This window comes from Parachitinimonas caeni, from assembly GCF_030129945.1.
GTDB classification, from domain to species: Bacteria; Pseudomonadota; Gammaproteobacteria; order Burkholderiales; family Chitinimonadaceae; genus Parachitinimonas; species Parachitinimonas caeni.
This window is the reverse complement of record NZ_JARRAF010000009.1, coordinates 61,892-75,117: the sequence shown is the minus strand read 5'-3', so window position 1 is coordinate 75,117 and position 13,226 is coordinate 61,892. Positions and strand designations below refer to the sequence as shown.

11 protein-coding genes are annotated in these 13,226 nt (G+C 56.8%); 7 read left to right on the top strand and 4 right to left on the bottom strand.

Features of this window, described 5'->3' with window-relative positions; genetic code table 11:
* Positions 1–128: 128 nt before the first annotated feature.
* The 4 genes from PZA18_RS09865 (at position 129) to PZA18_RS09850 (ending at position 4,746) form a co-directional block, all read left to right on the top strand.
* Positions 129–803: a hypothetical protein gene (locus PZA18_RS09865; protein WP_284100669.1), complete on the top strand. Its 675-nt coding sequence runs from the start codon at positions 129–131 to the stop codon at positions 801–803.
* A 436-nt stretch (positions 804–1,239) separates the two neighbouring features.
* The gene (locus PZA18_RS09860; protein ID WP_284100668.1) at positions 1,240–1,446 is read left to right on the top strand and encodes a hypothetical protein; all 207 of its coding nucleotides are present in this window, start codon (positions 1,240–1,242) and stop codon (positions 1,444–1,446) included.
* A 436-nt stretch (positions 1,447–1,882) separates the two neighbouring features.
* Positions 1,883–3,928, top strand: a complete 2,046-nt coding sequence (locus PZA18_RS09855) for a glycoside hydrolase family 57 protein (RefSeq protein ID WP_284100667.1) — start codon at positions 1,883–1,885, stop codon at positions 3,926–3,928.
* Between the two features lie 272 nt (positions 3,929–4,200).
* On the top strand, positions 4,201–4,746 hold the full coding sequence (locus tag PZA18_RS09850; protein ID WP_284100666.1) for a class I SAM-dependent methyltransferase: 546 nt from the start codon (positions 4,201–4,203) through the stop codon (positions 4,744–4,746).
* A 95-nt stretch (positions 4,747–4,841) separates the two neighbouring features.
* Here the strand turns inward: PZA18_RS09850 and PZA18_RS09845 are convergent, their stop codons facing one another.
* From PZA18_RS09845 to PZA18_RS09830, 4 genes are read right to left on the bottom strand one after another with little or no spacing between them, the layout of a single operon-like run.
* Positions 4,842–5,636 (bottom strand): transglutaminase family protein, encoded by a 795-nt coding sequence (locus PZA18_RS09845; protein WP_284100665.1) that lies wholly within the window; start codon positions 5,634–5,636, stop codon positions 4,842–4,844.
* A 46-nt stretch (positions 5,637–5,682) separates the two neighbouring features.
* The gene (locus tag PZA18_RS09840) at positions 5,683–6,624 is read right to left on the bottom strand and encodes an alpha-E domain-containing protein (protein ID WP_284100664.1); all 942 of its coding nucleotides are present in this window, start codon (positions 6,622–6,624) and stop codon (positions 5,683–5,685) included.
* 18 nt (positions 6,625–6,642) lie between these two features.
* Entirely contained in the window at positions 6,643–7,200 is a 558-nt protein-coding gene (locus PZA18_RS09835) for a GNAT family N-acetyltransferase (protein ID WP_284100663.1), read from the bottom strand.
* A gap of 45 nt (positions 7,201–7,245) precedes the next feature.
* Positions 7,246–8,715: a circularly permuted type 2 ATP-grasp protein gene (locus PZA18_RS09830; protein ID WP_284100662.1), complete on the bottom strand. Its 1,470-nt coding sequence runs from the start codon at positions 8,713–8,715 to the stop codon at positions 7,246–7,248.
* A gap of 825 nt (positions 8,716–9,540) precedes the next feature.
* On the opposite strand from PZA18_RS09830, the gene PZA18_RS09825 reads away from it, so the two are divergent.
* The 3 genes from PZA18_RS09825 to PZA18_RS09815 all read left to right on the top strand — a co-directional run bounded on the left by PZA18_RS09825 (position 9,541) and on the right by PZA18_RS09815 (position 13,222).
* The gene (locus tag PZA18_RS09825) at positions 9,541–10,032 is read left to right on the top strand and encodes a hypothetical protein (protein ID WP_284100661.1); all 492 of its coding nucleotides are present in this window, start codon (positions 9,541–9,543) and stop codon (positions 10,030–10,032) included.
* Positions 10,033–10,162: 130 nt separating this feature from the next.
* Complete coding sequence (locus tag PZA18_RS09820; RefSeq protein WP_284100660.1) at positions 10,163–11,998, top strand: carbohydrate-binding module family 20 domain-containing protein; 1,836 nt, start codon at positions 10,163–10,165, stop codon at positions 11,996–11,998.
* Positions 11,999–12,424: 426 nt separating this feature from the next.
* A complete protein-coding gene (locus PZA18_RS09815; protein ID WP_284100658.1) occupies positions 12,425–13,222 on the top strand; it encodes a tetratricopeptide repeat protein in 798 nt (265 codons plus the stop codon).
* Positions 13,223–13,226: the final 4 nt, after the last annotated feature.

The window sequence follows — 13,226 nt, the reverse complement described above, 5'->3', positions numbered from 1 at the left end:
GATATGACTTAAAGACGAACGCATACAGGTCAGAGTTGGCCGATCATCAAAAAAGGGAAGCAGTGAAAGTAAAAATATGGAGTGATTACCCTTCGGAACTCGCGTTTGAATGCCACTGGATTCATGGCATGAGCCAAGGCAAATATGACACCAAGCGCAAGAAACAGTATTCCGAGCACTTGCTGTTTTCTGGCATTCAGGCAAAAGAACCGCTACGCATCCCGGCCGGCATTTGCCTGCAGGCCGAATTTATTTGGGGTGGAGAAAAGCCAAAGCATGGCCCATTACACGATCTTTACCCCAAGCAGGATATATCGATCGACATCAATACCCACTCGATTGCAGGTTTCTTTGATATTTCCGACTACATCGACGAAGCCCGGCTTTGTTTTGCAGAAGCTTTGGAATTTGGCAATCTGGTTGAATGGCGAGAAATTACCAGCAGGGAAGAAAGGAAGTCTTGGCTGTTAGCTTGTATGGACCAGCATGGCAGTTATTATTTCCAACCCCGTAATCAAGAGTCGGGTATAGACATCGACGGCATGGAGGTTCGAGATGATATGGATTTCTATTGCCTATTGGGAGAAAAGATTTTCGGCAAATACGGATATTGTGGGATTGGCCTAGATGCAGTGTCCGATTGCATGGGTGGTATCATTGATGGTCTGAATGGCGGAAAAATCCGTATTAGGCACTGCCAATTACTCCGCGAGCGTATTGACAAATACGAAAATAAATTCAGCGTATCGAAAATCTTGCTTGACGACATTCTCGGTCATTACATTGAAGTCATAAGTCCATGATTGAAACGGTTTCTCAAGTCGGTCGATTAGCGTACCCAAATCCTGTAAAACGGCCAGCTATGTTTTGAAATGGATATGGTGGAACCTGACAGGTGCTCTGCGCTCGATGATTATCGACTATATGTCGTCGGGCCCTCCTCTACGCATGATAAGTGGTGAAGAATGGACCATTTACTTTGGCTATGAACGTGACGAAGGTCTAACTGGGCAGGAAGGTATTAATCTCGCATTTAATGCCATGCTTCGCCGTTACAGTTATATGCCTTTCGTAACCGGAAAATCCATCATCACTTTTCCAGTTTCGCGCTAATAGATTATTTTAAAGAGAAGACGCCCGCAACCTTGCGGGCGTTTTCTCTTTTTATAAATGCAGTGTTTTCATTTTCAGCATTGCTTATAAAAACATCTATCATTTAAACCCCACAGAGGGCATGTCATGCAAAACTTCAAATTCCTTTGCGCTCTGCTAGCAGCAGGTTTGTTGAGCAGTAATTTGGTCAATGCAGCGAATATCGATCAACTTCCAGACATCACCCATCATGATGATTGGAGCTCCAGCGGCTATGTGGTGCCGGGCATTCCCTATTTGTCATTACCTGTCGAGAGGAAATATTTTCGGAAAATATGGATATTGTGGAATTAACCTGAGCACAATATCATGATTGTATTGACAGCATTCTTTCCTGATTGAATACTGAAAAATCCGCATCAGCCATTTCCATATACTCCGAGACCGTATAGATAAAAATGAAAATAAAATCAGCGCATCGAATATCTTGCTTGACAATATTTTCAGATAATACATTTATGCAACAAGATCTGAACCATGAGGGGTTGGTTTATTGAATCTGAATATATCAACCCTATAACTCATGGTAGAGTATCGTGCTAGGGCGCCTTCTGACTGAAACGACGCTTTTTACCAAAAAGTACCCAGTCTCTGTTGATTTCTTAAAATGCCTGTTTGGTTTATAAAGGGGATCAATAAGTTTTAAATTTAAATTACCAATTTAAAATCAACCACTTACATTAAAATATCAACAAAACCTAGACATTCTCGGCTAACCAAAACCCACAAAATGACTCACCCTGCTACCCCTCCCCTTTCTTTCCTCTGGCATTTTCATCAACCCGATTACCGTGATGCGGCCGGGGGGTTTCGGCAGCCTTGGGTGTATTTGCATGCCATCAAAGACTACGCCGACATGGCCTGGCATCTGGAGCAGCATGCCGGGGTGCGGGTGGGGGTGAATTTTTCGTCGGTGTTGTTGGTACAGCTGCAGGATTACGGACAGCAGGCGGCGCTTGGGCCGTGGCGCGACCCGCTGTTACAGGCACTGGCACGGCCGGCCGGGCAGTTGTTGACTGGTGCGCAGCGCGAGCATCTGGCGGATCAGTGTTTGCGCATCAAGCGCGAGACGATGGTGCATCCGTATCCGGCCTATCGAAAGCTGGAGGCGTTGTTCGAGCCGCTGGCGCTGGTGGGTCCGGCTGCGCTGGCGGGTTTGCCCGAGCAGACCTTTGATGACCTGCTGTTCTGGTATCACCTCGCCTGGCTGGGGGAGAGCGTGCGCCGGCATGACGCACGGGTGCAGGCTTGGCTTGCGCAAGCGCGCGATTTTTCACCGGAGCAACGGCAGGATTTGCTGTGCCTGCTGGCGGATTTGATCACCGGTATTCTGCCGCGTTATCGCGCGCTGGCTGAGCGCGGTCAGGTCGAGTTGTCGTGTACCCCATATTCGCATCCGCTCGCACCCTTGATGCTGGATTTTGCTGCCGCCCACGCGCAGAGCCCCGAGGTGCCCTTGCCGCAGACCGTGGCTTATCCAGGCGGTGAAGAACGTGTGCGCTGGCAGATTCGGCAGGCGCTGGCCACGCATGAAGCATGTTTTGGGATGCGGCCGATCGGTATGTGGCCAGCCGAGGCGGCGGTATCCGAGGCGTTTGTGCGCATCGCCGGGGAGGAAGGCATTCGCTGGGTAGCCAGTAATCAGAGCGTGCTGGCCGCAAGCCGCTTGCCGCCTGACTGGGGTGCGGAGCGTGCGGTATTGCATGCTTGGCAGCTTGCGGAGGGTTCGCCAGTGCTGTTTTTCCGGCACGAGGCGATTTCGGAGCGGTTTGGCTTTGAGTATTCGCAGCGCAAGCCAGCCGAAGCGGTAGCGGATTTCCAGCGTCTGGTTGGCAAGGCGACAGCCGAAGGTGGCCATGTTTGTGTGATTCTGGATGGGGAAAATGCCTGGGAGCATTACCCCGCCAATGCGTATGACTTTTTTGATGCGCTCTATAGCGCAGTGGCGAAGACATCCTCACTGCAAACCGCCCCGTTGGCAGAGCGCAACCTCCCTGCGCAAACCCTGGGTGGTTTAACGGCAGGTAGCTGGGCGCAAGGCGGATTTTCGCTGTGGATTGGTGACAGCATGCGCAACCGCGCCTGGGATCTGTTGTGCGAGGTCAAGCAGGCCTTCGATACCGCCGTAACGGCCGGCGTTCTGGCGGGGCCAGCCTTGTTGCGAGCCGAAATGTTATTGGCTCGGGCCGAGAGTTCCGACTGGTTCTGGTGGCTGGGTTTTGATGCGCCCGCCAGTGCGGTCGCCAGCTTTGATCAAGACTATCGCGATAGTCTGGCCGATCTGTGGGTGCTGCTTGGCCAGGCGGTCCCCGCCACGCTGGCGCAGCCTTTGTCTCGGGCCGGGCAACAACAGCGTGTGCAGTTCGACCTGCATGCTCGGGCACAGGTACTGTCGCAGACTCAGAAGGCAACATTGAGCGCCCAGCTGCCCGAAGGTCGGCCAGAGTGGGTGCTCGGCCAAACCGCTGGCGAGCTGGATGCGATTCTGAACGGGCTTAGGCTGAATGCCTGGTGTTTTGTGCTACCCGCCCTGGCCGATCTGCACCAGGCAGCCGGTGACATCTTCAAGTATTCCGAGATCAAGATTGCGCTGGAGAAAGCGCATCTGCGCTTTTTCGAGGGTGAGGCCAAGCTGGTGTCGGGTGCGCTCTACCCTGGCTTGCTGGTAGTGGGGCTGGATTCTTCCGCCGCCGCGCATCTGGCCCGGCGTTTTGGCTTGCCTGCCGTCATGGCGGGGCAAACGGGGCGGGCTTCAGAGCTGGTGTGGGATGAGTAGGCTTGGTGTGGCCTTAGCATCACCCAACGCTTTCGACCGGAGACCAGAGGGGCGCGCACCTATTGCAGTGTCCGGTTAAGGTGGCCACTACTCACTGCATTCCATCAACTGACCGCCAAAGCGATGCTTCGAGTTCCTTATGTGCCTTCGACACCCCGGCGGCCCGGCGGCTCGTTATTTCCAACATGAGGTTGCATGCCATGATCACAGATATCCCCAGTCCAATAGATCTTCGTTGCCTGAAAGATGCGCGCGAGTGGGCAGAGACTGCCATGACCAAGCGCCCCTGGCGTGTAGAGTTCTTTGCGGCCTTTGCCTCGATCATCGAATCCTCGTCGTCGAGTGACTCGAGCCGAGTACTCGAATTGGGCTCCGGGCCCGCGTTTCTAGCGGAGCATCTTCTTCGTTCGAATTCGCAACTTAGTTATGTGGCGTTGGACTTTTCGGCGGCGATGCATGAACTCGCCAGACTTCGCCTGGGCGCCATGGCCGAACGCGTGGTGTTCATTGAGCGTAGCTTCCGTGAGCCAACATGGTTTAACGGCCTTGGACAATTCGATTTTGTTGTGACGAACCAAGCCGTTCATGAGCTTCGCCACAAACAATACGCCCCGGCGTTGCACAGACAAGTGAAGTCGGTGTTGGCACCCGGAGGCAGCTATCTTGTCTGCGATCACATTGTGGGCGACGGCGGCATGTCGAACGATCAGCTTTACATGACTGTTGATGAACAGAAGCAAGCTTTGTTAGCGGCGGGATTTTGCCGTGTTGATCAGGTACTGCTCAAAGGGGGCCTGGTATTGCACTGTGCGACTTAACCGGTTGCTGCAGTCCGGTTGGCAGGCGTCGGGTCGCATCTTGATGACTTGTTTCCGGCGGTGCCAACGAAGGATGTCTGACCGCTGATATCTGACTATTGGTCTGCCTGCGAAACCCGTGCCACGGCCTGCATTGCTTCTTGTCCGCCGCCGCGTCGCACGCCCCGGATCGGGCAGGCGTCGAGGTAATCCAGGCCAATCGCCAGCTTGAGGTGGCCCATGCCGGGGTGGCGCTGGTTGCTGATGTCAAAACCAAGCCAACCCTGCCCCAGCCAGACTTCTGCCCAGGCATGGCTGGCAACATGGGTCGAATCGCCGGTGTAAAGATAGCCACTGACGTAGCGGGCCGGCAAACCCAGGCTGCGGCAGGCTGCGACAAAAACCTGGGTGTGGTCCTGGCACACCCCTCGCCCGCCGGCAAAGGCTTCTGCGGCGCAAGTTGCCACCTCCGTGCTTCCCCCCTCATAAGGCATGCGTTCGAGCAGGCCTTCCATCATCAGACCCAACCCCGCCTGCCGATCCTGGACGATGGCCTGCTGGAAGGTCTGTGCGAAGTCGCGAATCGCGGCATCGGCACCGGTCAACGATGTCTCCCGCAGGAACAGCAAGGGGGGCAAGCCATCGTCTTCTGCCTGCAAGCCGTCGCCTTCGGTCTCTACCTCGCCGTGAGCGTGAATGCTGATCTCGTCATGAGGGTGATCAAGCGTCAGCACATGCAGCACATTGCCCCAGGCATCGGTGCAGTATTGGGCCGGGCCGGGCAAGGCCAGCTGCCAGTCGATAACCGTCTGCCTCGGCCCGGAGCGTGGGGTTAGCCGCAGGTATTGGACGCTGTAGGCCACTGGGCTGGCATAGCGATAGACGGTGGTGTGTTCGACATGCAGCCTCACGAACACCCCCGTGCCGAATCACGCACCAGCGATGGATGGCAGTGTTTCATGCAGCCTCCAGATAAGCATGGTGAATCGAATCAGCCAAGCGGCTGACTTCGCCAAGAAAATGGCTGAGATAGCGGTGCAGCCCCTCGACCAGGATCTCGTCGATGGCGCCATACTGCAGACTGGCGGCAAGGCTGGCAGCCATGCGCTTCACTGGGCGCCCACGGTCGGCCGCTCCTTCGCCACTTTCGATCTGCGGCAGAATCTGCAGGATCTCATCGCAACAGGCGCGCAGGCTGCGCGGAATATCGCGGCGCAGAATCAGCAGCTCAGCCACCCGCCGGGCACTCAAGGTATCGCGATACGCTTCGTGATACGCCTCGAAGGCAGACAGCGAGCGCAGCAAGGCACTCCAGGCGTAGTAATCCGGGGCCGATTCCGCCACGCCGGGGCCGATCAGATGGGCTTTCACGTCCAGAATGCGTGCCGTGTTGTCGGCTCGCTCGATGAAGGTGCCCAGCCGGATGAACCAGTACGCATCGTTGCGCTGCAAGGTGCCGTAGGTGGCACCCCGGAACAGGTGCGAACGCTCCTTTACCCAGTCGAAGCAGGCGCCGGCATCGGCCAGATCGCTACGTGGCAGGGCCTGGGCTTCAAGCCAGGTGGCGTTGATGTTCTCCCACATCTCGGCCGTGATCTTGCCGCGCACGGCATGCGCATTCTCGCGGGCGCAACGCAGGCAGGACACAATCGACGACGGGTTGTCGAGGTCCAGCACCATGAAGTCCACCAGCCGGTCAGCCGTCAACCCGGCGTGTTTCTGGTGAAAAGCCTGCCAGCTGCCGGTGATCACCAGCGGCGCACCAATCTCGGCAGCCGCCCCCCGCGACTGCGGGAGCAGCGACAGGCTGTAGCTGACATCCAGCATGCGGGCCAGATTCTCGGCTCGCTCCAGATAGCGTGACATCCAGTAAAGCTGCGCGGCGGTGCGGCTCAGCATGGCAGACTCCCGGCGCTGTCAGCGAGACAGCTGGCGGTAATAAACCGAGGTGGGGCGCAGGGTTCCATCGGGGCTCAAGGCAAAATCGGGAATCTGCCCGGAAAGCGCAAAACCCAGCGACTGATACAGTTGCTCAGCCGCGCTGCCGGTTTCAGTATCCAGCACCAGCAGGCTGCGCCCGTGCTCAAGCGCCCATTGCTCCAGCGCCTGCATCAAGCGTCGGGCCAGGCCCTTGCGCCGCCAGTGCGAGTGAACAAACAGCTTCTGAACCTCTGCCCGATGCCGGCCATTGGCCTTGCCGCAAGGTTCGAGCTGAACGGCACCAACCAGTCTGTCACCGGCCTGGGCGACCCAGATCTCGCGCTCACCACGCGACAAGCTGGCGAATACATCCAGCCAGTACTGCCGAGCCGTACTCTCAGCCAGGGGGGCCATGAAGCCCACTGAAGCGCCGTTATCGACCGCATCCCTTAATAACCCGATCAAGTCGGGCAAGGCGGCATTGGTCTCATCACCCGTCAAGGGCCTGATGTCTACCGGAAAGGTTGCTGTAGCGAATGATTCATGCGTTGTCATTGTTTTCACTTCCCTCATAAAAATTACTGCCCTCATAGCAGGCAATCAAACTGGCAGAAACGACTTATCCCCCGGCGTGCTGCTGCCGTTTTCCTCCAGCACCCAGGTGTCTTTGGTGCCACCGCCCTGCGAGCTGTTGACCACCAGCGAACCCGCTTTCAGCGCGACGCGGGTCAGGCCGCCTGCGACCATGCAGATCTCCTTGCCCGTCAGCACAAAGGGACGCAGATCAATATGTCGTGGCGCAATGCCGCTTTCGACGAAAGTGGGGCAACTGGATAAGCTCAGCGTCGGCTGGGCGATATAGTTGCCAGGGTTAGCCCGCAGCCGGGCCCGGAAATCTGCGAGTTCAGCCTGGCTTGCCGCTGGCCCGATCAACATGCCGTAACCGCCGGCACCGTGTACCTCTTTGACCACCAGCTCGGGCAGGTGCTGCAGCACATGATCAAGCTCCACCGGCTTGCGGCACTGCCAGGTGGGTACATTGGCCAATATCGGCGCTTCATCCAGATAGAAACGGATCATCTCCGGCACATAGGGGTAAATCGACTTGTCGTCGGCCACGCCGGTGCCGATGGCATTGGCCAGGGCGACATGGCCCTTGCGGTAAACCGACAGCAGCCCCGGCACGCCCAGCATCGAATCCGCGCGGAACGCCAGCGGGTCCAGAAACGCATCGTCGATACGCCGGTAGATGGCATCCACCCGCACTGGCCCGGCCGTGGTGCGCAGATAGACATAGTCGTTCTTGACGAACAGATCCTGACCTTCCACCAGCTCGACGCCCATCTGCTGGGCAAGAAAGGCATGCTCGAAATACGCCGAGTTGTATTGGCCGGGGGTAAGCACCACCACCGTCGGGTTCTCGACTGTTGTGGCGTGGCGCAAGGTTGTCAGCAGCAAATTGGGGTAGTGCGCCACCGGCGCAACGGCATAGCGGGCAAACAGCTCGGGAAACAGCCGCATCATCATCTTGCGGTTCTCCAGCATGTAAGAAACGCCAGAGGGCACCCGCAGATTGTCTTCGAGCACATAAAACTCGCCATCGCTGGCGCGCACCACGTCCACGCCGGTGATATGAGCATAGATGCCATGAGGCAGGGTCAGACCACGCATGGCTGGCTGATACTGGCTGTTGGTGAGCACCTGCTCGGCCGGCACTACCCCGGCCCGTACGATAGCCTGTTCGTGGTAGATGTCCGCCAGAAACCGGTTGAGCGCCATCACCCGCTGCCGCAGGCCGGCTTCCAGGCGCTGCCAGTCGGCGGCGGGGATAACGCGGGGCACCAGATCAAACGGAATCAGGCGCTCGGCGCCGGCTTCATCCCCGTACACGGCAAAGGTAATCCCGACACGGCGAAACAACAGATCGGCCTCACGCCGCTTACGGGCAAGTGCCTCCGGGCTCTGTGCCTGCAACCAGCCGGCGAACCCCTGATAGTGCGGTCGCACCGCACCGCTGGCGAGCAGCATTTCGTCGTAGTGACGGGCATCAGGCAGGGCAAGAGCGTGCATTGCAGGTGTCCGGATCAGCGTGAATAAGCTCAAATCAGCATAGCAAGCAATATGCCAGTCGCCCGATCCGCAACAATTCCATCAGGACACCTGACCCTGTTTTTTATCTTGTTTGCCAGATACTTAAGCCATTTTGCCCGATCAGCCATTCGGCCCGGCCTGTGCATGTGGCTCCCAAGGATCAGCAAATCCTGATTTTATTGTTGACCAGAAATTTTCAACATGCGAAGATTATCTACATAAGCAAATACTACTTGAGAATATAAGCAAAACCCCCTCATGTAGACCATGCTTTACCATATGAATATGCAAATTACGTTATCCCCTATATCGTAGTCGTCGCATGTCAAGCGCAATATGGTTTTATCCGTGCAATCAAGCGGATTAGCATCACCTAAAACACATTCCAATCTTGATTGTGTCTACCCGGCCACCCTTGCAAAAGGGTGGCCTTTTCATTTGTGGATTAACCTCCCATTTACCTACACCTATCTCACCGGCTATTAGCCATTTGGATTAATCTGGCAGCGGTGTTTCTGAACTTGTCGATTGGCAAGGCACCGTCCAGAGGCTTGATTCTGGAAGGCTTTGGTGCCCGTCTTGCCATTAGGGAGTGGTTTACTCAATAACCGGCATTTTCAACACTGCGTTACCACAAACTCAGCCTGCCAAAAGATTTATTCCCCAACGCCACTACCATTTCCGGGCATGGAAATATACCAATTATATTGCGCACAATATAATTGCCCTTGGTCTTTTCGATTGCCAAACCCCCACGCTAGATTGCTGGCAAAGCAATACACTTCAGATCCGTCAGTCGCTGACATGATTTTGTCATTGCGGCATGCTAATGCTTCGTCATATTCATTTCTGCCAATTCAATGCATTTCTATTGACAATGGCAAATTCAGCCCCGCAATTCGTGTTTGGTCTGCCTTTATCAGGTTTCGTGCACATTTCATCGCCAAGCTCTGTTGGGATGGAGATAGCAATCTTGCCCCGTTGAGGCTGGATACAGGCGATAGTGGCTTGCTCGCCGCCAATCAAGCAAGCGCTTGTTTCATTTGCGGCAATGCACAACAATCCCGCGTAGTCCGGTCCGTCAGCACAACAAAATGCCGGGGTTGCACCATTGCGGTGCAGCAGGTGGGTGGAAACGATGCGGACCTGCCGTGGCGGCAGGCCCGTGCCGTGCGAGCACCGGCAGGCTTGGGCGTGACCCGTAACCCGAAAACCATCAAATACTTTGGTATTTTCAGTAGTTTTATTCTGATTTTAATTTGCCAGTTACATGAAAATTTCCGCCCTGCAAAATAAGCATTTTCTCATTTAAAAATAAATGCTTGCATCTATTGAATCCCTATTTTTCATTTGCTAGCTTTCGGCGCGGCAAATCATTTTTCGGCCTTTTGCCGCACTGAATGTCACATAACAAGGAGAAAACATCATGCAAGGAACCTCTCGCCAGCTGTCTGTGCCCCCGCTTTGTGCGCCAGGGTCTGCCAGCTTCCTGCGCCGCCATGGCGCTGCCGTGCTGTGTGGCCTGCTTGGACTGGCATCGCCCGTGATGGCTGCCAGCGAATACGCCCCCGGCGTTCCGCGCACGGCTTACGTCAATCTGTTCGAGTGGAAGTGGAGCGACATCGGCGCCGAGTGCCGTAACCATCTGGGGCCGCGTGGCTATGCCGCCGTGCAGGTGTCGCCGCCCCAGGCTTCCATAGCCGGAAGCGCGTGGTGGACGCGCTACCAGCCGGTGTCGTACCAGATCAGCGGCCGCAGTGGTTCTGAGGAGGAGTTCCGGGCGATGGTGAGCCGCTGCGCCCAGGCCGGGGTGGACGTATATGTTGATGTGGTGTTCAACCACATGGCGGCCAACAATAGCCGCGACTATCCGGCTGTGCCCTATGGTCCTGGCAACTTCCACGCCGCCTGCGACATTGTTCCGGCCGATTACGACAACAACCGGGGACGGGTACTCAACTGTTCGTTGCCGGGGCTGCCCGATCTGGATACTGCACAAGACCCTGTCCGCAACAAGATTGCCGACTATCTGAATCATCTGCGTTCGCTGGGGGTAGCAGGTTTTCGTATTGATGCCGCCAAGCATATGCACGAAGACGATATCCGGGCGATTCTCAACAAGGTGCCGGGCAGCTACTTCGTGACCCAGGAAACCATTGGCGATGGCGTGACACCGCTGGCGAATTACTTCAAGAACGGTACGGTCAACGAGTTCAAGTACATCTATGCCATGCGCAATGCCTTCGACCGCCAGGGCGGACAAAGTCTGTCGCAGCTGAAAGCGGTTCTTGATCCGGTGGCCAACCCCTGGGGACTGGTGCCATCCCTCAATGCCACCGTCTTCGTCAACAACCACGATACCGAGCGCAAGAAGCCCGATGGCGTGCATTACGACTCGATGAATGTCTACTTCGGCGCCATGCACCGGCTGGCCCATACCTTCATGCTGGCCTGGCCCTATGGTTATCCGCAGGTGATGTCGGGCTACTACTTCAACCACGACCACGATATGGGGCCTCCCTCCAGCCCGGTTTACAACGATCCGAATGGCAGCGCAGTCAATTGCACGGCGGATGTCAATCCGACCGGGGCCAGTGGCTGGGATTGCACACATCGAAGCCGCTTCATTGCCGGTATGGTGGGCTTTCGCAACTGGACCAACGCCAATTGGTATGTCAGCAACTGGGTCAGCGATTCGGCCGATCAGATTGCCTTCAGCCGGGGCAACCGGGGCTTTGTCGTCATCAATCGTCATGACACCCATCAATGGGCGCGCAGCTTTCAAACCGGGCTGGCAGCAGGCAGCTATTGCGATGTGATCAGCGGCGGCCTGCAAGCCGATGGCCGCTGCTCAGGCAAGACCGTGCAGGTCGATGGCAGCGGCTTTGCCACGCTCAGCGTCGGGCCGATGGATGCACTGGCGATTCATATCGGCGCCAAAGCCAACGACGGGGACGGTGGCCAAACCCGTGTGACCTTCACCGTGCGGGCGACCACCAGCTGGGGCGAGGCGATTCATGTCGTTGGCAACACGGGCGCGCTGGGCAATTGGTCGGTCACGGCGGCCCTGCCCTGCACCACCACCGCCAGCACCTATCCACTGTGGACCTGCCAGTCAGTAGCGTTGCCCACAGGTCAGACCGTCGAATACAAATACCTCAAGCGGAATGGCAGCACTACCATGTGGGAAACCGGCAGCAATCGCAGCTATGCCATCCCCGCCACGGGCACCGCCCGCCGAGACGACGGCAATTTCAAGTAGCAGACACCGGCCCTCAGCAGAACGAGGGCTCCCCTCGTTCTGCCCCGGCGCGACCGTCACGGCCATGCCAGAATACACCGGGCTCGCATCGTTACCCTTCATACCTGGCGGCAGGAGTCGTGCAAGCATTTGATTCGATAGACAAGTCTTGTTCAATCTGCGTCAAGCCCGCTTCCAGAGCCGATCTTGGCCCCATTCACTCCTTGGCACATTGCGCAGATCCAACCTATATAGACTTGGATGGGGATGTAGCAGACAAACGGCAGGGAACCCTGGACAGCCGCCACCACGGCACCAATCGCAGTACTTTCCAGCATACCGGCAAGGCGTAAGCAGGCTTGATGCGGCATACCTAGGTGCGCTGCGTAGTCCCATGCCCGGCGGACCATCCCCTTGAAGCACGCCCCTTACGTAGCGAGAGGAATCATGGAGAACAGCACGCAAGCCCCCGTCAGCAACGAAGAAGACAGCGCACTGGTCGTCAACGCTCAGCAGATGATCGAGATGGCCGTGCAATACCTCGCTCAAGGCAAATTCAAAGACACCGATACGCTATGCAACAAGCTGATTGCCTGGCGTGAAGACCACGGCCAGGCCTGGTTCTTCAAGGCCCTGGTCGCGCATGCCGAGGCTCGCTATCAGGACGCCCTCGACTGCCTGGACAAAGCCAGTTCGGCCACCGAATCCGTGGTGCCACGCCTGCTGATGCAAGGCCGCTGCCGCGCCGCGCTGGGCAATCTGCAAGGTGCCCTGGAAAGTTTTCGCCATGCCCTCGACTTTCAACCCGACAACGCCGAAGCCTATTACTGGGTGGGCCTCACCCTGAAAGAGCTGGGCGACTATGTGGAATCCCGCAGCTTTTTGCGCCGCGCTACCCTGCTCGACCCGAACCTTGGCCCGGCCTGGTATGAGCTGGGCAATGTCTCGATGCTGTCCGAAAAATTCGACGAGGCGGTGCGAGCCCTGAAGAAGGCCGCCGAGCTGATCCCGAATGCACCGGAGATCCCCAACAATATGGCGCTGGCCCTGTGCGAGCTGGAGCAGGTGGACGAAGCGGAGGCTGCCTTCCGTGAGGCGATCCGGCTGGATGACCGCTACGCCGAGGCGATGATCAACCTCTCGCTGCTGCTATCGAAACAAGGCAAGAACATCGAGGCGGCCGAGATGCGAGCGCAAGCCATCACCATCCGGCCTGAATACGCCAATATCAGCATGGTTGCCTGAGTAT